Here is a 17,899-nt window from a genome sequence, read left to right on the forward strand (position 1 = left end):
AGTCGGCAGAAGTGCGGGTCAGGAGAGTGCCGAGTCGGCAGAAGTGGGGGTGAGCGAGCAGCACTTCTTCCGACTCGAGGGTTGTAAGACCGGCACTTCTGCCGACTCGAGGCTTTTGAGCCCAGCACTTCTGCCGACTCGTCAGCGGAGCATCGCCAGGGCCGCGGTCGTCATGTAGTCGCGGACCTGCTCCACCGAGACCTCGCCGATCACCGGCACGCCGGGGGTGGCCTCGGCGACGGTGATGCCGACCCGGGCGAGCTGGAGGGCACCGAGCCCGCTGGCGTAGAGCGTGTTGGCCAGCAGCGTCGGGTTCTCGACGTGGAACTCGCCAGCGGCGGCGCCCTCCTCGATGACCTCGGTGAGGATCGAGAGGCAGCCCGTCATCGCGCGGCCGAGTCGGAGCATGGCGCTCTCGGAGATCTCGTCGAAGAGCTCCGGGCCGGTACGACGCATCAGCGCCAGGGCGCAGTCGGCGAAGGCCGGGTGGGCGACGCCGTAGTCGACGAAGGCGCCGACCGTCGCGGCCACCTTCGTCGCCGCCCCGCTGGCGCTGGAACCGGCTGCGGCCAGCACGTCCCGCAGCTCGTCGAGATAACCGACGAGGGTGAGCGCGAAGAGCTCCTCCTTGCCGGTGAAGTGCCGATAGACGATGGCCCGGTTGATGCCGACGGCACGGGCGACGTCCTCGATCTGTGCGTCGCGCACTCCTCGCTCGTCGAAGAGCCGCCGGGTGGCGGCGATGATCTCGGCCTCGCGGGCGCGGCGCCTCGCGGCGGCCGCGCTCCGGCGGCCATCGGTCGCCGGAGCGCGGTCCTCAGCGGTCGTCACCGGTCAAGGGTACGACGTGTGCAACTCGTAGTTGCACACGCGTGACGATCAACGCAGCAGCGTGGATCGGGCGAGCTCGATGTCGTCGGTGGTGACCATCGTGGCGCCGGTGGTGGCCACCCGGAGCATCGCGTCGGCGCTGTTGACCGTCCACGCCGCGATCTGGGTGACGCCATGGTCGCGCCAAGGCTGCACCGCGGCCGGGGAGACCAGATCGTTGCGGATGTGCACCTGATTGACGGGCCAGGAAGGCACCGTGTCGGCGGTCGTGTCGTCGACGATGGCAGCAAGCTCGGCGCCCTCCGAGGCGAGCGGCGCTGTTGCGAACTGCTCGAACTCGTTGGCGTAGTAGAAGGACATGAAGACAACTTTGTCGTCGTGGTCGTCCGGGTGGATCCAGCCGGGCTGGAGCTCCGCGACCCGGTCGTAGAGGTCCTGCATCTCGGCGGCATCGCCGGCGGTGTCGTACACCTTGTGTTCGAGCACCAACTTCACGGCCCGGCTGTTCTCCTGCTCGGCGTCGTAGACGGCGGCGTCCTCGGCTGCGAGTGTCTCGCCGTTCGGCAGCAGGGTGCCAGGAGCCCCGATCACCTCCTCAAGGGTCGGGATGCGGCAGTTGCCGGTCCACTTGGTCTGAGTGCAGGCGAATTTCGTGCCCTTCCAGGACCCGGCGTCGAGCTGCTTGATCTCGGCCAGGGTGAAGGTGCTGACCGGATCGGCGGCGCGCGCCGCTCCGAACACCGCGGCGACATTCGTCGTACGTGCGAGCGTCCTGTCGTGGAGCAGGATCCAGTGCCGTGGTCCCTCGGACTCGGGGCCGTCGGCCCCATCGGGGTCGGGGTAGTCGGGCGCCGTACGCTGGAGGTCGAGCTCGAGGTAGTCCGCGCCGAGCTTGACCGCGTTGCGGATTGCCGACTTGGTGTTCTCGGGGTTGTTGGAGGAGGCGCCGCGATGCGCGACGACCTGCACCGGATCGGCCGGCAGCACCGCCAGCTCCACCGCCGCCCCGGCGGACTCGGGAGCGCCGTTGAAGGCGAGCTGCACGGCCCGGAAGTCGTAGTCGCCGATCTCGTTGGCGGGGTAGTCGTAGACGGCTTGGCCGATGCTGTTCTCGGCAACGGTGGCGACGGTCTGCCAGGTGGCGCCGTCGTAGCGCTGCACGGCGACCGGGCGGCCGTTGCGCACCGGGCTCAGCCACATGGTGAGCCGCGCGAGGGTGCCGGCCTTGACCGAGCGGACCGTGCTCAGGACGGTGCTCTGCGACTGCAGACTGACGACCCGCACCTTGCTGAGCTTGCGCGGCCAGGTCAACTTGCCGACCCGCTTCTTCGGCGCCGCCACCCGGTAGCGCGCCGACTGGCTGGCCTGGTTGATCGAGAAGGAGTAGCGGCCCTTCTTCTTGACCGTCTTCTTCGCCGCGACCCGCCAGCTGCCGCCGCTCCAGGTCTGGAGCTTGACGACCCGCTTGACCGACTTGCCGATGGTGCCGCTCAGGGTGATCACCTCGCCGGCGACCGGCCAGCCAGGGTCGACCTGCGGCGCCTTCGCGAGCTTCGGGGCGGCACTGGCCGGGGAGACGGGCATCGCGACGAGGCCGCCGATGCTCAGCATCAGAGCGGTGGCGAGCACGGCACGGACATGGATTCGTGGGGCGCGCATGTTCTTCACGATAGGCGAAGCTAAGCGCCTTTCATCGCCGCCAGCGTGTCGACGGTGTCGGCCTCGGCGGCGGTCTTGTCGTCGCGATAGCGCACCACCCGGGCGAAGCGCAGCGCCATCCCACCGGGGTATCTCGTCGACCGCTGCACGCCGTCGAAGGCGATCTCGACGACCTGCTCGGGTCGCAGGTAGACCGTCCAGTCGTCGCGATGGGTCTCCAGGGCCAGGAACCGCTCGGTCTGCCAGGCCAGCATCTCGTCGGTCATCCCCTTGAACGTCTTGCCCAGCATGACGAAGTCGCCGGTCGCCGGGTCGCGGGCGCCGAGATGGATGTTGGACAGCAGGCCGCGACGACGGCCAGAGCCCCACTCGACGGCCAGCACCACCAGGTCGAGGGTGTGCACCGGCTTCACCTTCACCCAGCCCGAGCCCCGGCGACCGGCTTCCCAGGGCGCGGCGAGGCTCTTCACCACGACGCCCTCGTGACCCGCCGCCAGCGCCTCCCTGGCGAACGCCTCGGCCTCCTCGACCTCATCGGTCACCAGTCGTCGCACCCGATGAGCGGCCGGCACCAGCGCGTCGAGAGCGGCCAGTCGCTGGTCGAGCGGCGCGTCGAGCAGGTCGCGGCCGTCGACATGCAACAGGTCGAAGAAGTAGGCCGACACCGCGGTGCCGCTCTGGCTCGCGGTGCGCGACGCGGTCTCCTGGAAGGGCCGCGGCCGGCCGTCCTCGCCGAGCGAGATCGCCTCCCCGTCGAGCACGAACCGCCTCGCCGGCAGGCCCCGTGCCACCTCGACAACCTCGGGGAGACGGTGGGTGATGTCGTCGAGCGTGCGGGTGGCGACCACGACCGAGTCTCCGTCGCGGTGCACCTGGACGCGGATGCCGTCGAGCTTGGTGTCGACGGCGACAGGGGAGCCGGCCTTGACCACCGCCGCTGCCACCGTCGGCGCGCTCGCCGCCAGCATCGGCAGCACCGGCCGGCCCACCTCCAGCCCCACCGCGGCCAGCGCCTCGGCGCCCTCGAAGGCGAGCCGGGAGATCGCCACCGTCGAGCCGGCCAGCATCGCCGCCCGGCGCAGCACCGGCAGCGGCACCGCGGCAGCCGCGGCGAGAGCCTCCTGCACCAGGGCGTCCAGGGCGCCCTGCCGGACCTCGCCCACCGCCACGCCCCTCAGCCAGTGCTGCTCGGCCTCGGTGGCCCGTCCGAACAGCGCCGCCGTCGCGGCCGCCCGGGCCGCCGCCGAGCCCGGGCCGGTCAGCAGGCTCATCCGCTCGAAGGCGGCATCGACCTCGACCACCTCCAGCGAGGACTCCGTCGCCGGAGGTGGCAGGGCGGCCAGGGAGCGCCAGCCGAGCCCGGTGCGCCGCTGCCGCAGCGACCCGGCCAGATAGCAGGTGACGATCTCGAGCTCGTCGGGGCGCGCCTCGGTCAGTCGGTCGGCCAGCGCCGCCACCTTGGCCTTCCGCGACCGGGTGGCGCCGACCGTCGCGGACGTGACGACGACCTCGGTGAGCTGCATGGTGAGAGTCAACCATCAGGCGCCGACAGGTAGCGTCCGTCTCCGTGCGGGGACGGACACGGAGGTGGCGGCTGGAGCACTCTGTCGCCATCGGCCGGATGCTCGCCCCGCTACGGCGCGGCGCCGGCGATCCGACGTACCGCCTCGAGGGCGCGCGCCACTGGCGCGGCCTGCGGACCCCGGACGGACCGGCGACGCTGGCGCTCCACCACGACGGCGACGAGGTGGTGGCGGAGGCCTGGGGAGACGGGGCGCGGTGGGCGATCGGCCAGGTCCCGGCGCTGCTCGGCCAGCTCGACGATCCCACCGGCTTCGAGCCGGATCTTCCGGTCCTGTGCGCGGCGGCCAGACGTGTCGGGGAGGTCCGGATCGGCGCGACCGGCCTCGTCATGGAGGCGCTGGTGCCGGCGATCATCGAGCAGAAGGTGACCGGCCAGGAGGCGTTCGGCGGCTTCCGCCGCCTCGTCCAGCGGTACGGCGAGCCCGCGCCGGGTCCGCACCCGCGGCTCCGCGTCCAGCCGGCGCCCGAGACCATCCGCGGCATCCCGAGCTGGGAGTGGCTCCGGCTGCCGGTGGACCCCGCGCGCAGCCGAGCGGTGCTGGCGGCCTGCCAGCGAGCCGATGCCCTGGAGCGCACGATCGGCCTCCCCGGCGACGAGGTCGAGCGGAGGCTGAGGAGCATCCCCGGCATCGGCCGGTGGACCGCCGCCGAGACCCGGCAGCGGGCCCATGGCGACCCCGACGCCGTCAGCTTCGGCGACTACCACGTCGCCAAGGACGTCGGCTTCGCGATCGAGGGCAGGCCTTGGGACGACGAGGAGCTGGAGGCCTTCCTGGCGCCGTACCGCCCGCATCGCGGCCGGGTCGTCGCACTCCTGCTGATCGCGGGCATCCGTCGGCCCCGTCGGGGTCCCCGGCTGGCGCCGCGCACCCACCTACCGACTTGAGTCCTCAGAGCAGCGGCCGCAGCGGCCGCAGCACCAGTTCGGTGAACTTCCGGTGCACGTCGCGGGCCTCCCACTCGTGCCGGGTGAGCTCGAGCGAGTTGGACTCGTCGGTGGCGAAGATCTCCTCCATCACCCTCGCCAGCGACTCGTCGATGACCTCGACGTTGATCTCGTAGTTGCCGGTCAGCGAGAGCCGGTCGATGTTGGCGGTGCCGATGGTGCTCCAGGTGCCGTCGACGGTGGCCGCCTTGGCGTGGATCATCGCCCCGCTGAAGCGCAGAATCCGCACCCCGGCGTCGAGCAGTTGGGAGAAGTAGCCGCGCGAGATCCAGTCGGTGACGACGTGGTTGGACTTCAGCGGGATCAGCAGCCGGACGTCGACCCCGCGTCGGGCGGCGTCCTTGAGCGCGTCGACGAAGTCCTGGTCGGGCAGGAAGTAGGCGGTGGTGAGGTAGACGTTGCGAGAGGCCCGGGTGATCGCCTCGATGTACATCGACCGGATCGGGAACATCCACAGCCGCGGCACGTTGCGATGGAACCGGATCCGCGGCTCCCACACCGAGGAGGTCTCCAGCAGCAGCGGTCGCGCGCTGCCGCGGAAGATGCGGCGCCGGTTGAGGTTCCAGAAGTCGGCGAACGCGCGGCGCAGGTCCCACACCCCGGGCCCGGTGATCCGGACGTGGGTGTCGCGCCACTCGGTGGCGTACTGCGTGCCGATGTTGTAGCCGCCGACGAAGCCGACCTCCTCGTCGACGACGAGGATCTTGCGGTGGTCGCGGCCGTAGCGGGCCAGGTCGAAGAAGCGCCAGCCGGCGGGGTAGACCGGGAACCGCAGCACCTTCAGCTCAGCCGGGAAGCGCTTGAACCTCGGCGGCACCACCAGGTTGGCGAAGCTGTCGTAGATGACGTAGACGTCGACGCCGCGCCGGGCTGCCGCGACGAGCGCGGTCTTGAATCGCTCGCCGACGGCATCGCCCTTCCAGATGTAGGTCTCGAAGAGGATCTGCCGCTGGGCTCCCTCGATGGCCTCGATCATGTCGTCGTAGAGGTCGTTGCCGAAGGTGTACGTCGTGATGGCTCCCGCGCCGACAGCGGTGGTCTGCGGCGGGGTGACCGGGAACGGCTTGGCCCGCCGACCCCGGCTGCGATAGCCGTCGACCAGCGTCATCCCGATCGCCAGCAGCGCGGGGACCCCGATGAAGGCCAGCAGACTCCGGCGTACCCACGTCCATACGCTGCCGCTGATCACGGTTTCAGCCTAACGGCAGCATTGCCGGCGTCGCCCGTTCCCATCCGCGTCGGGCGTATCTACGCTGTCAGACATGCGAGGCGTCGCCGGAACCGCCCTCAGTCTGGCCATCGGGCTCGGTGGCCTCACCGTGGTTGCAGGTCCGGCCGCGGTCGGCGCGTCCTCGGAGTCGGTCACCTTCCTGTCGACCGGCGCGGAGCAGACCTTCACGGTGCCGCCGGGCGTGACGACCATCCACGCGCTCGCCGTCGGCGGGCGAGGTGCTGCTGGTGGCTCGGGGGGAGGGGCCGGCGGGTACGGCGCGCTGGCGATCGCCGACCTCGCGGTGACGCCCGGTCAGGTGCTCTACATCGAGGTTGCCGGGAATGCGGAGGGAGGCACCGGCGGGTTCAACGGCGGCGGCAATGGCGGCGCCGGTACCTACTCGGACTACCTCGGCGGTGGCGGCGGCGGTGCCTCCGACATCCGGCTCGCGCCGCGAGCCGCGGGCACCTCGCTCGGGCTGAGACTGCTGGTCGCTGCGGGTGGCGGTGGCGGTGGGGCGTTGACACCCGGTCCTCCCATCACCAATCCCGGTGGCTCCGCGGGTGCCGTCCCAACCGCCGGCAACGGCTACTCGCCGGGCGGGCAGCCCGGCGCGCCGACGGCAGGCGGGGCTGGCGGCAGCGGCTGCGTGGACGGATCGGCGGGATCCCTGGGTGCGGGCGGTGCAGGAGCGAGTGCTGCCGGGTGCTACCCCGCTGGCTCCGGCGGTGGGGGTGGCGGTGGCGGCCTCTATGGCGGTGGTGGTGGCGGGGCCAGCTCCGCGGGCTCGGGCGGTGGCGCCGGCTCCAGCGGCTTCGGGCCGGGCGCGACCAACACCTCGATCGCCACCGACACCACCGGCCAGCCGTCGATCTCGCTGCTCTACACGCCCCAGCAGGCCGAGGCCACTCCCACCTGCACCGTCCCCAAGGTCGTCGGTCACAGCCTCAAGGTGGCCCGCAAGCTCCTCCGTGCCGCCGGCTGCCGGCTCGGCAAGGTCCACCGGGCTCACCGGGGCGCGCGCATCGTCGTACGTCAGCGACCCAAGGCCGGCGTCGTGCTGCCCACCGGCGGCAAGGTCAAGGTCACTCTCGGCGACCGCCGCCGCGCCACGAGATGATGCGGACCGAAGCTGTCCGCGGCGCCACGTAGGCTCGCCGTATGCGACCAGTGACCGACCTCGAGCGTCGAGTGGCGCCGTTCGAGGTGATCTCCGACTACGAGCCGAGCGGCGACCAGCCGGCGGCCATCGACGAGATCACCCGGCGCATCAAGGGCGGCGTCGAGGACGTGGTGCTGCTCGGCGCCACCGGCACCGGCAAGACCGCCACCACGGCCTGGGTGGCGGAGCGGCTGCAGCGGCCGATGCTGGTGCTGCAGCCCAACAAGACGCTGGCGGCCCAGTTCGCCAACGAGCTGCGACAACTGCTGCCCAACAACGCCATCGAATACTTCGTCAGCTACTACGACTACTACCAGCCCGAGGCCTACGTCCCGCAGACCGACACCTATATCGAGAAGGACTCCTCGATCAACGAGGAGGTCGAGCGGCTGCGGCACAGCGCCACCAACTCCCTGCTCACCCGCCGCGACGTCATCGTGGTCAGCACCGTGTCCTGCATCTACGGCCTCGGCACCCCGCAGGAGTACGTCGACCGGATGATCCGGCTCCGAGTCGGGGAGGAGCATGACCGCGACTCCATCCTGCGCCGCCTCGTCGAGATCCAATACACCCGCAACGACCTCTCCTTCACCCGCGGCACCTTCCGAGTCCGCGGCGACACCCTGGAGATCTTCCCGGTCTATGAGGAGCACGCCGTCCGGGTGGAGTTCTTCGGCGACGAGATCGAGCGGCTGATGACCCTCCACGCGGTCACCGGCGAGGTGCTCACCGAGGACGAGGAGCTCTACGTCTTCCCCGCGACCCACTACGTCGCCGGACCGGAGCGGATGGAGCGGGCGATCCGCGGCATCGAGACCGAGCTGGCGGAGCAGCTGGCCAGCTTCGAGAGGCAGGGCAAGCTGCTGGAGGCGCAGCGGCTGCGGATGCGCACCACCTATGACGTCGAGATGATGCGACAGGTCGGCTCCTGCTCCGGCATCGAGAACTACTCCATGCACATCGACGGCCGCACCCGAGGCAGCGCACCCAACTGCCTGCTCGACTACTTCCCCGAGGACTTCGTGCTCGTCATCGACGAGTCCCATGTCGCGGTGCCGCAGATCGGCGGGATGTACGAGGGCGACATGTCTCGCAAGCGCAACCTGGTCGAGCACGGCTTCCGGCTGCCGAGCGCGATGGACAACCGGCCGCTGCGCTGGGAGGAGTTCCTGGAGCGGATCGGCCAGACCATCTACCTCTCCGCCACCCCGGGCGACTACGAGCTGGACAAGGTCGGCGGCGATGCGGTCGAGCAGATCATCCGGCCTACCGGCCTGGTCGACCCCGAGGTCATCGTCAAGCCCACCAAGGGGCAGATCGACGACCTCATCCACGAGATCAAGCTGCGCACCGAGCGCAACGAGCGGGTCCTGGTCACCACGCTGACCAAGAAGATGTCCGAGGACCTCACCGACTATCTCCTCGATGCCGGCATCCGCACCCGCTACCTCCACTCCGAGGTCGACACCCTCAAGCGGGTCGAGCTGCTGCGCGACCTCCGGCTGGGCGACTACGACGTGCTGGTCGGCATCAACCTGCTGCGTGAGGGCCTCGACCTGCCCGAGGTCTCGCTGGTCTCGATCCTCGACGCCGACAAGGAGGGCTTCCTGCGCTCGGACAAGTCGCTGATCCAGACCATCGGCCGGGCCGCCCGCAACGTGTCCGGCCAGGTCCACATGTACGCCGACAGGATCACCCCGTCGATGGAGGCCGCCATCGACGAGACCAACCGTCGCCGCGCCCTCCAGGTCGCCTACAACACCGAGCACGGCATCGACCCCCAGCCGCTGCGCAAGAAGATCGCCGACATCACCGACATGCTGGCGCGTGAGGGCGAGGACACCGAGGCGCTGCTGCAGACCTGGGCTGGCACGGAGGCCCGCGGCCGCGCGGGGAAGATGGCCAAGAAGTCGCCGACCCCGGTGCTGGGCGACCGCGCCGCCGAGGCACGTCAGCACGGTCTCGTCGGCCTGCCGTCCGCGGACCTGGCCCAGCTCATCCAGGACCTCACCGACCAGATGAAGGCCGCCGCCGCCGAGCTCCAGTTCGAGGTCGCCGCCAGGCTGCGCGACGAGATCGGAGACCTGAAGAAGGAGCTCCGCCAGATGATGGAAGCCACCAAGTAGCCCAATCCCGCTTGAGTGAATGAGTCAGTGGAGCTCCCGGGCTTGGCGAAGGCTGGCCGCCAACGCCTGCCTATGCCCTTGAGGTGAGCGGTCGCAAACTGACCGGAGGAGTGCAGCGGGGGGTGTCAGTTTGCGACGGCTCACCGTGCTTTGGGCGTCAGTTTGAGTCTGCTCACGGTCCTGGGGGTGTCAGTTTGAGTCTGCTCACGGTCCTGGGGGTGTCAGTTTGAGTCTGCTCACCACCTGGGAGAGCGGCACGGTATGGGTGTGACGGGGCTGACCCGCCGCCGAATCGGCCCCCCACACCACCGCGACTACGATTTCGGGGGTGACGTCTCCCTCATCCCGCTCAGCCTGGGTGGTGTGGGGCGTCGGGGTCGGGGCCTACTTCCTGGCGGTCTTCCACCGCTCCTCGCTGGCGGTCGCGGGACTCGTTGCCGCCGACCGGTTCGGCATCTCGGCCGCCCAGCTGGCGACCTTCACGATGCTCCAGCTGCTGGTCTACGCCGGTATGCAGGTGCCGGTCGGGCTGCTGGTGGATCGGTTCGGGCCGCGCCGGGTGCTGCTCACCGGCATGGTCGTCATCGGCGTGGCGCAGGTCGGCTTCGCGTTCGCCGACTCCTACGCCCTGGCGCTGATCGCCCGGGTCTTCGTCGGCGCCGGCGACGCGATGACGTTCATCTGCCTGCTCCGGCTGGCGGCCTCCTGGTTCCCGCCGCACCGGTTCGCGATGGTCAGCCTGCTCTCGGCCACCGTCGGCCAGCTGGGTGCGGTCGCGGCGGCGGTCCCGATGACCTGGGCGCTGGGCGCTCTGGGCTGGACCGAGGCCTATCTCATCGCCGCCGTCACCGGGCTGGTGCTGACCCTGGTGGCGCTGGCGCTGCTGCGCGACGGCCCGGAGCGTCGTACCACTCGCGGCGCGACCCAGCCGCTGCGGGAGGTGCTCGGCGGGCTCGCCGACTCGTGGCGTCATCCCGGCACCCGGCTGGCGTTCTGGGTCCACTTCACCACCCCCTTCGGCGCCAACACCCTCAGCCTGCTGTGGGGACTGCCGTTCTTCGTCCGTGGCGAGGGCCGCAGCGACCACGTCGCCGGCCTGCTGATCACCCTCATCGTCGTCGCGACGGTCTCGGTCGGACCGATGCTCGGCTGGTTCATCGGTCAGGAGCCCTGGCACCGCTCCACCCTGGTGCTGTGGATCATCGGCGCCACCGTCGCGGTCTGGAGCGTGGTGCTGGCCTGGCCGGGCAACGCGCCGCTGTGGCTGCTCGTGGTGCTGGTCCTCGTCATCGGCTGCGGCGGCCCCGCCTCGATGGTCGGCTTCGACATCGCTCGCACCGCCAACCCGCCGGCCCGGCTGGCGAGCGCCAGCGGCATCGTCAACCAGGGCGGCTTCCTCTCCTCGCTGCTGCTGGTGCTGGCGATCGGCTGGATCCTCGACTGGCGCACCCCTGGTGGCGGCTCGGGCTACCCGCCGGAGGCGTTCCGCTGGGCTTTGAGCGCACAGTACGTCGTCTGGGCGGTCGGCCTGACGCAGATCGTGCGCTACCGCCGGCGGGCGCGGATCGCCATGCCCCGCTCCAGCCTGGCCCCGGTCAGCGACGCAGCCAGCGCGCCAGGAAGGGCAGCAGGAACATGATCACCAGCAGCCTCACCAGCTGCACCGCCATCACGTAGGTGACGTCGGAGCCGGAGTCGGCGGCCGTTGCCAGCACCGCCGGCAGCCCACCGGGTGTGGTCGCCAGGTAGGCGGTCAGCCCGTCGATGGGGGTGAGCACGGCGAGCAGCGAGCCGACCGCAGCGGTCGCGGCGATCATGCCCAGGATCAGCGCCAGCACGGTGGGGAGCATCCGGGCGATGGAGGCCAGGCTCGCCCGGGTGAACCGCAGCCCGACCTGCAGCCCGATCAGCCCCATCGCCACCCACTGGATCGGCGCCGGCACTGCGACGGTCCCGAACCAGCCGGTCGCCGCGAGCGCGGCGCCGACGACCATCGGGACCAGCACGACGCTGGCCGTGAACGGCAGCAGCCGGGTGGCCAGCAGGCCGAGGGCGAGCGCCACCGCGACGTACCCGAGCGAGGGCCCCAGCCGTGCCTGGGACGCGATGAGCGCGCCCTGCCCGGTGGCGGGGTGGAAGACCAGGGTGGTCACCAGCGGCAGGGTGAGCAGCACCACCAGCACCCGGAGGTACTGCACCACCACGACCACGCGGTCGTCGGCGCCGAGGTCGCGGGCGACCACGGTGACGCCGCTGGCGCCGCCGGCGATCAGCGCGAAGGCGCCGGTGACCCGGGAGACGTCGCGTCGCAGCGCCAGCAGCCGGCCGGCCGCCAGGCTGATGCCGATGGTGGCGAGGGTGATCAGCACGATCGTCGGCGCGTCCTTGCCCATCCGCGCCACCGAGTCCAGGCTGATGTCGGCGCCGATGACCACGCCGATCATCGCCTGGGCGAGCCGGAAGACCTGCTCCGGCACCGGTGGTACAGCGCTGGTGAGCAGCGAGATCGCCATGCCCAGGAGCAGTCCGGCGACGAGGGCGATCACCTGCTGCGCCCCGAGAGGCTCACCAGTCGGGCGATCACGAGGGCGACGTAGAAGACCCCGGCGACCTGCTCCAGGATGCTGATCGAGCGGGCATGGCCCAGGACCGGGACGATGTCGGAGAGCCCGACGCTGGTCAGCGTGGTGAAGGAGAGGAAGAGCAGCTCGTACCAGCTGCGCTCGTCGCCGAAGGAGCCCGGCCAGAGCACCTGGACCGCGGCGTAGAGGTAGGCGAACGCCCAGGCGACCACGGTGAACGCGGCGCCGGTGGCGAAGAGCTCGTCGGAGGTCACCTTGTCGTCGTGGAAGAGGTAGCGGATCATCGCGTAGGACACGAAGGCGTAGAACGGCACGTGCAGCACCGCCGAGGTGAGGACCACCCAGTCGGTGTGCGGCGCCAGCGCCTCCCAGACCGCGAAGACGGTGGCCGGACCGCCGAGCAGCACCGCCACCCAGGTCAGCGCCGGGGTGAGCCGTACGGCGGCCACCGCGGCCAGCACCAGCAGCAGCTGCACGACACCGAGGATGGCCCGGCCCGGCGTGGACTCGCCCAGGAAGGGGTAGGCGATGATCGCCACCAGCTGCCCGGCCAGCAGGATCCCCGACGGGTGACGCCGGAGCATGTCCAGGATGCGGTCCACGCACTCCACCCTATGACCCGTGCTCTCCTCGTCGAGGTCGGTAGGACGGCCGATGCGCGTCGTACCGATAGGCTTGGGCCCGCGCTAGCTACCAGCTAGTAGGACTCTGCCGGATGGAGAGGGGGCGGCGGATGAGGATCGCGCTGCTGTCCTATCGCAGCAAGGCCCACGTCGGCGGTCAGGGCGTCTATGTGCGACACCTGAGCCGGGAGCTGGCAGCGCTCGGGCACACCGTCGAGGTGTTCTCCGGGCAGCCCTATCCCGAGCTCGACCCCGGAGTGGCCCTGACGAAGGTGCCCAGCCTCGACCTCTACCGCGAGCCCGACCCGTTCCGGGTGCCGCGGCTGCGGGAGTTCCGCGACCTGATCGACGTGGAGGAGTTCGCCACCATGGCGATCGGCGGCTTCCCGGAGCCCAAGACGTTCTCCAGGCGGGTGGTCCGGGCGCTCGCCGAGCGGGCCGGCGACTTCGACGTGGTCCACGACAACCAGACCCTCGGCACCGGGATGCTCGACATCGAGGCGCTGGGCCTGCCGCTGGTGACCACGATCCACCACCCGATCACGATGGACCGCCGCATCGAGTTCACCGCCGCCCGCGGCCTGAAGAGGAAGTACGGCGTGTGGCGGTGGTACGGCTTCGTCCGGATGCAGCGCCGGGTGGCCCGCCGGCTCCGGCTGGTCATCACCCCCTCGGAGACCTCGGCCCGCGACACCGTCGCCGAGTTCGGCCTCGATCCGGACAGGGTGCGGGCGATCCCGCTGGGCGTCGACGAGCGGTTCGCCCCGCCGACCCGGCCCCGAGTGCCCGGTCGGATCCTCGCGATGGCCTCCGCCGACGCACCGCTGAAGGGCATCGCGACCCTGCTGGAGGCGTTCGCCAAGCTGCGCACCGAGCGCGACGTGCAACTGGTGCTGGTGACCGCCCCCAAGCCGGGCGGCGTCACCGAGCGGCTCATCGACTCCCTGGGCATCAAGGACGACGTCCGGTTCATGAGCGGGCTGACCGACGAGGACCTGGTCGAGCTGATGGGCTCGGCGGAGGTCGCCTGCGTGCCCTCCCTCTACGAGGGCTTCTCGCTGCCGACCGCCGAGCTGATGGCCTGCGCCACGCCGCTCGTCGTCAGCCGCGCCGGCGCCATCCCGGAGGTGGTCGGTCCCGACGGCCTGGCCGCCGACCTGGTCCCGCCCGGCGACGTCGGCGAGCTCGAGGCGGCGCTGGCCGCGCTGCTCGACGACCCCGATCGGCGCTCCCGGATGGGCGCGGCCGGACGGCGCCGCGTCGAGGACCTGTTCAGCTGGCAGGCGGTGGCCGAGAAGGTGGTCGCCGTCTACGACGAGGCGATCGCCGCTGATGAGAGGGAGACGACGTGCTGACCGTTGACTTCGACCGGCTGGGGCTGCGTCCCGGCGACCGGGTGCTCGACATGGGCGCCGGCGCCGGCCGCCACACCTTCGAGGCCTACCGTCGCGGCGCCGACGTGATCGCCTTCGACCAGGACGCCGACGAGCTGGCGACGGTCCGGGAGTGGCTGACCGCGATGCGCGAGGCGGGCGAGGCACCGGAGGGCGCCGAGGCCGACGTCAAGGAGGGCGACGCGCTCGCGCTGCCCTTCGCCGACGGCGAGTTCGACCGGGTCATCGCCGCCGAGGTGCTGGAGCACCTCCCCGCCGACATCGCGGCGATCGGCGAGTTGGCCCGGGTGCTGCGCCCGGGCGGCACCCTGGTCGCCACGGTGCCGCGCTGGCTCCCCGAGGTCGTCTGCTGGAAGCTCTCCGACGACTACCACAACAACCCCGGTGGTCACATCCGCATCTACACCCAGGAGGAGCTGCGGTCGAAGATCGAGGGCGCCGGGCTGGTCTTCGACGGCCTCCACTACGCCCACGGCCTGCACTCGCCGTACTGGTGGCTCAAGTGCGCGGTCGGCGTCCGCGACGACGACCACCCGCTGCCGAAGGCCTACCACCGGCTGCTGGTGTGGGAGATCATGAAGGACCCGCTGCCGCTGCGGCTGGCCGGCAAGGTGCTCGACCCGCTGATCGGCAAGAGCATGGCCCTCTACTTCCACAAGCCGACTGCATGATCCCGTACGTCGAGGGGGTGCTGACGCCTGAACAGGTGACGGCGACCGCCCGCTCGATCATCGCCGTGCAGCGCGACGACGGCGCCATCCCGTGGGCTGCGGGCTCGCACGTCGACGTGTGGAACCACGTCGAGGCCGCGATGGGGCTGCTCGCCGCCGGCGAGGTGGCGGCGGCGGAGCGGGCCTACGAGTGGGTCGCCGCCGGGCAGCGACCGGACGGCTCCTGGCCGATGCGCTGGCGCGACGGCGTGGTCGAGGACGACCGGGGCGACACCAACTTCAGCGCCTATCTCGCGGTCGGGCTGTGGCACCACTGGCTGATCCGCCGCGACCTCGACGTCGTGCGCCGGCTCTGGCCGGCGGTGCGGGCCGGGCTCGACTGGGTGATCGGGCTGCAGCGTCCGTTCGGGGGCATCGCCTGGACGCCGGTCGACGACCTCTGCCTGCTCACCGGCAACTCCTCGATCCACCACTCGCTGCGCGCCGGCGCGGCACTGGCCGAGCTGGTGGGGGAGTCGCGACCCAGCTGGGAGGTGGCCGCCGACCGGCTCGCCGACGCGCTGCGCCATCGCCGCGCGGAGTTCGCCGACAAGTCGACGTACTCGATGGACTGGTACTACCCGGTGCTGGGTGGCGCCGTCCGGGGAGCCGCCGCGGCGGACCTGATCGAGAGCCGCTGGGACGACTTCGTCCGGCCGGGCCTGGGGGTGCGCTGCGTCGACACCAACCCGTGGGTGACCGGTGCCGAGACCTGCGAGCTGGTGCTGGCGCTGGACGCGATCGGCGACCACGAGCGGGCCCTGGCGCTGCTGGCCGACATGCAACTGCTGCGCGCCGAGGACGGCGGCTACTGGACCGGCTGGGTCTACGACGACCCCGGCTATCCCAACGACAACCCCGACGTCTTCTGGCCCGAGGAGCACACCACCTTCACCGCCGGCGCGGTGATCCTCGCCGTCGACGCACTGGGGGAGAAGTACGGCGCCGCGACGCCGGGGTCGGGCATCTTCCGCGCCTCGTGCTTCTGAGCGTGGTCTATCCGTCGCTCTCGGCAGCACGAGACCGGCGCAGCACCCGCATCGAGCCGCGCGCCTCGACCTCCTCGAAGCCGGCCGCCAGGGCGGGCAGGTAGATCTGCTCGTACGGCGGCCGGCCGCCGTCCCTCGGGTCGGGGAAGACGTCGTGGATCAGCAGCAGCCCGCCGGGCATCACCTTCGGGGTCCACGCCTGGTAGTCGTCACGGGCCGGCTGCTCGCCATGGCCGCCGTCGATGAACAGCAGGCTGATCGGGGTCCGCCAGTGCCGCGCCACTGTCACGCTGCGGCCGACGACGGCGACCACCTCGTCCTCCAGGCCGGCCCGCGCGATGGTCTTGCGAAAGGTGGGCAGGGTGTCCATCAGCCCGAGCTCGGGGTCGACAAGGGTGGCGTCGTGGTGCTCCCAGCCGGCCTGGTTCTCCTCGCTGCCGCGGTGGTGGTCGATCGTGAAGACGGTGCCGCCGGTCTGCCGCGCCGCGGCGCCGAGGTAGATCGCCGACTTGCCGCAGTAGCTGCCGATCTCGACGGCCGGGCCGTGCGGCAGCCGCTCGAGCGCCCGCTCGTAGAGCAGCTCGCCCTCCTCGGCCGGCATGAACCCCGTGGCGGCACGGGCGTGGGCGAGGAGCTCCGTCGGCATCACGCGTTGTAGCGTCTCACGACCTGCGATTGGGATCAGGCGTCGCTGTCGTGCTCACCGTGATCCGCCCGCTGACCTCGCTCGACTTCTGAACCGGCGAGAAGTCCCTGATTGCCCCTCGAGAGGTCCCGGATCGCCCTCCGAGAGGTCCCGGATCGCCCTCCGAGAGGTCCCGGACTATCCCGAGGCCGCGCCAACCAGGAGTACGGCGGCGGCCAGCTCGACGGCCGCGCCGAGGACGGCACCGGTGATCCGCCCAGGCGGCGTACCGCCCGGTGGGTGAGCAGGCCGAGCTGCCGCCCCCTCACGGCGCCAGGTCGGCCAGCAGCGCCACGTCCCGCAGCAGCGCGATCGCGCTGCGGACGACCGGCACCGCCGCGACGGCGCCGGAGCCCTCGCCCAGCCGGAGGCCGAGGTCGAGCAGCGGCTCCAGGCCGAGCTTCTCCAGCGCCAGCGACTGGGCTGGCTCGGTGGAGCGGTGGCCGGCGACGTACCAGGCCCCGGCGCCGGGCTCGATCCGGTCCGCGGTGAGAGCGCAGGCCACCGACATCAGGCCGTCGAGCAGCACCGGCACGCCACAGCGGGCCGCCTCCAGGAGATAGCCGGTGGTCGCGGCCAGGTCGGCGCTGCCCAGCGCGGCCAGCGTGTCGACCGGGTCGCCGAGCCGGCGGTAGACCCGCGCGATCGCCTCGTCGACGATGCGCTGCTTGCGCAACAGCGCGGCGTCGTCGATGCCGGTGCCACGGCCGGTGACCTCCGAGGCCGGTAGCCCCAGCCCGCCGGCGATGAGCGCGGCCGCCGGCGTGGTGTTGCCGATGCCCATGTCACCGCTGAGCAGCAGCTGGGCACCGGCAGCGATCTCCTGGCGGGCGATGCGCGCGCCCGCCTCCAGCGCCTGCTCGCAGGTGGCCGCGGCGAGAGCGTCCTCCAGGTGGATCGCCCCGGAGCCCCGGCACACCTTGAACGCCGTCACCTCAGCCGGCAGGCCGGCCAGGTCGTCGTCGACGCCGATGTCGAGCACCCGCACCGCGACCTGGTGCGCCTGGGCGAGCGCGCTGACACCCGCCTTTCCGGCCACGAAGGTCCGCACCATCGCTGCGGTGATCGCCGGGGGATAGGCGGAGACGCCGTGCCGAGCGACGCCGTGGTCGCCGGCGAAGATCACCAGCCGGACGTTGCGCAGCTCGGGCGGCGGCACCTTGCCCAGCGTCGCCGCCGTCCACACCGCCAGCTCCCCGAGGCGTCCCAGAGCGCCGGCCGGCGCCGCGAGCGCCGCCAGCCTGGCCCGGGCGGCAGCGGCGACCCCGGGGTTCGGCGGTGCGATAGTCATGGCGAGCACCCTAGATGACTTATTCCAAGGGCTGGGGCCGGTGTGGCGAGGGTGAAATAGGTCGAGGGTGTCCAAGAGTCGGTGTTGCGAACCAACTCAAGCTC

15 protein-coding genes are annotated in these 17,899 nt (G+C 71.4%); 7 read left to right on the plus strand and 8 right to left on the minus strand.

Going from position 1 to position 17,899, the window contains the following annotated elements:
* Window positions 1-141: 141 nt before the first annotated feature.
* From QM595_RS02010 to QM595_RS02020, 3 genes are read right to left on the minus strand one after another with little or no spacing between them, the layout of a single operon-like run.
* The gene (locus QM595_RS02010; protein WP_415169849.1) at window positions 142-831 is read right to left on the minus strand and encodes a TetR/AcrR family transcriptional regulator; all 690 of its coding nucleotides are present in this window, start codon (window positions 829-831) and stop codon (window positions 142-144) included.
* A gap of 48 nt (window positions 832-879) precedes the next feature.
* On the minus strand, window positions 880-2,490 hold the full coding sequence (locus tag QM595_RS02015) for a glycerophosphodiester phosphodiesterase (RefSeq protein ID WP_415169850.1): 1,611 nt from the start codon (window positions 2,488-2,490) through the stop codon (window positions 880-882).
* Window positions 2,491-2,510: 20 nt separating this feature from the next.
* Window positions 2,511-4,013, minus strand: a complete 1,503-nt coding sequence (locus QM595_RS02020) for an ATP-dependent DNA ligase (RefSeq protein ID WP_415169851.1) — start codon at window positions 4,011-4,013, stop codon at window positions 2,511-2,513.
* A gap of 44 nt (window positions 4,014-4,057) precedes the next feature.
* On the opposite strand from QM595_RS02020, the gene QM595_RS02025 reads away from it, so the two are divergent.
* Window positions 4,058-4,960: a DNA-3-methyladenine glycosylase family protein gene (locus QM595_RS02025; protein WP_415169852.1), complete on the plus strand. Its 903-nt coding sequence runs from the start codon at window positions 4,058-4,060 to the stop codon at window positions 4,958-4,960.
* A 4-nt stretch (window positions 4,961-4,964) separates the two neighbouring features.
* On the opposite strand, the gene QM595_RS02030 is transcribed toward QM595_RS02025, so the two are convergent.
* Complete coding sequence (locus tag QM595_RS02030) at window positions 4,965-6,209, minus strand: phospholipase D-like domain-containing protein (RefSeq protein WP_415169853.1); 1,245 nt, start codon at window positions 6,207-6,209, stop codon at window positions 4,965-4,967.
* A 73-nt stretch (window positions 6,210-6,282) separates the two neighbouring features.
* Between QM595_RS02030 and QM595_RS02035 the strand changes: the two genes are divergently transcribed.
* The 3 genes from QM595_RS02035 to QM595_RS02045 all read left to right on the plus strand — a co-directional run bounded on the left by QM595_RS02035 (window position 6,283) and on the right by QM595_RS02045 (window position 11,160).
* Window positions 6,283-7,353 (plus strand): PASTA domain-containing protein, encoded by a 1,071-nt coding sequence (locus tag QM595_RS02035; RefSeq protein ID WP_415169854.1) that lies wholly within the window; start codon window positions 6,283-6,285, stop codon window positions 7,351-7,353.
* Between the two features lie 41 nt (window positions 7,354-7,394).
* On the plus strand, window positions 7,395-9,521 hold the full coding sequence (gene uvrB / locus QM595_RS02040) for an excinuclease ABC subunit UvrB (protein WP_415169855.1): 2,127 nt from the start codon (window positions 7,395-7,397) through the stop codon (window positions 9,519-9,521).
* Between the two features lie 328 nt (window positions 9,522-9,849).
* A complete protein-coding gene (locus tag QM595_RS02045) occupies window positions 9,850-11,160 on the plus strand; it encodes an MFS transporter (protein WP_415169856.1) in 1,311 nt (436 codons plus the stop codon).
* Here the strand turns inward: QM595_RS02045 and QM595_RS02050 are convergent.
* The gene (locus tag QM595_RS02050) at window positions 11,117-12,067 is read right to left on the minus strand and encodes an AbrB family transcriptional regulator (protein WP_415169857.1); all 951 of its coding nucleotides are present in this window, start codon (window positions 12,065-12,067) and stop codon (window positions 11,117-11,119) included. The genes QM595_RS02045 and QM595_RS02050 overlap by 44 nt on opposite strands.
* Window positions 12,064-12,705 carry an ion channel gene (locus tag QM595_RS02055; RefSeq protein WP_415169858.1) on the minus strand — a complete coding sequence of 214 codons (642 nt, stop codon included), beginning with the start codon at window positions 12,703-12,705 and terminating at the stop codon, window positions 12,064-12,066. Before QM595_RS02055 ends, QM595_RS02050 begins: the two co-directional genes overlap by 4 nt.
* Window positions 12,706-12,836: 131 nt before the next feature.
* Here QM595_RS02055 and QM595_RS02060 point away from each other — a divergent pair, with 131 nt between their 5' ends.
* The 3 genes from QM595_RS02060 to QM595_RS02070 are packed head-to-tail and all read left to right on the plus strand — an operon-like array spanning window position 12,837 to window position 15,819.
* Window positions 12,837-14,081 carry a glycosyltransferase family 4 protein gene (locus tag QM595_RS02060; protein ID WP_415169859.1) on the plus strand — a complete coding sequence of 415 codons (1,245 nt, stop codon included), beginning with the start codon at window positions 12,837-12,839 and terminating at the stop codon, window positions 14,079-14,081.
* On the plus strand, window positions 14,075-14,791 hold the full coding sequence (locus QM595_RS02065; RefSeq protein WP_415169860.1) for a class I SAM-dependent methyltransferase: 717 nt from the start codon (window positions 14,075-14,077) through the stop codon (window positions 14,789-14,791). The genes QM595_RS02060 and QM595_RS02065 overlap by 7 nt, the downstream gene beginning before the upstream one ends.
* Entirely contained in the window at window positions 14,788-15,819 is a 1,032-nt protein-coding gene (locus QM595_RS02070) for a prenyltransferase (protein ID WP_415169861.1), read from the plus strand. The genes QM595_RS02065 and QM595_RS02070 overlap by 4 nt, the downstream gene beginning before the upstream one ends.
* Window positions 15,820-15,826: 7 nt before the next feature.
* Here the strand turns inward: QM595_RS02070 and QM595_RS02075 are convergent, their stop codons facing one another.
* Together QM595_RS02075 and cobT are read right to left on the minus strand one after the other, a co-directional pair.
* Entirely contained in the window at window positions 15,827-16,465 is a 639-nt protein-coding gene (locus tag QM595_RS02075; RefSeq protein ID WP_415169863.1) for a class I SAM-dependent methyltransferase, read from the minus strand.
* Window positions 16,466-16,769: 304 nt separating this feature from the next.
* Window positions 16,770-17,795 (minus strand): nicotinate-nucleotide--dimethylbenzimidazole phosphoribosyltransferase, encoded by a 1,026-nt coding sequence (gene cobT, locus QM595_RS02080; protein ID WP_415169862.1) that lies wholly within the window; start codon window positions 17,793-17,795, stop codon window positions 16,770-16,772.
* Window positions 17,796-17,899: the final 104 nt, after the last annotated feature.

Origin of the sequence: Nocardioides sp. (genome assembly GCF_047607185.1) — a bacterium.
GTDB lineage: Bacteria > Actinomycetota > Actinomycetes > Propionibacteriales > Nocardioidaceae > Nocardioides.

What these genes read in the sequence shown, in the direction of transcription:
- QM595_RS02015 (WP_415169850.1), bottom strand. Translation starts at nt 2,490, where the DNA reads ATGCGCGCCCCACGAATCCATGTCCGTGCCGTGCTCGCCACCGCTCTG.
- QM595_RS02020 (WP_415169851.1), bottom strand. Translation starts at nt 4,013, where the DNA reads ATGCAGCTCACCGAGGTCGTCGTCACGTCCGCGACGGTCGGCGCCACC.
- QM595_RS02035 (WP_415169854.1), top strand. Translation starts at nt 6,283, where the DNA reads ATGCGAGGCGTCGCCGGAACCGCCCTCAGTCTGGCCATCGGGCTCGGT.
- uvrB (WP_415169855.1), top strand. Translation starts at nt 7,395, where the DNA reads ATGCGACCAGTGACCGACCTCGAGCGTCGAGTGGCGCCGTTCGAGGTG.
- QM595_RS02060 (WP_415169859.1), top strand. Translation starts at nt 12,837, where the DNA reads ATGAGGATCGCGCTGCTGTCCTATCGCAGCAAGGCCCACGTCGGCGGT.
- QM595_RS02070 (WP_415169861.1), top strand. Translation starts at nt 14,788, where the DNA reads ATGATCCCGTACGTCGAGGGGGTGCTGACGCCTGAACAGGTGACGGCG.
- QM595_RS02075 (WP_415169863.1), bottom strand. Translation starts at nt 16,465, where the DNA reads ATGCCGACGGAGCTCCTCGCCCACGCCCGTGCCGCCACGGGGTTCATG.
- cobT (WP_415169862.1), bottom strand. Translation starts at nt 17,795, where the DNA reads ATGACTATCGCACCGCCGAACCCCGGGGTCGCCGCTGCCGCCCGGGCC.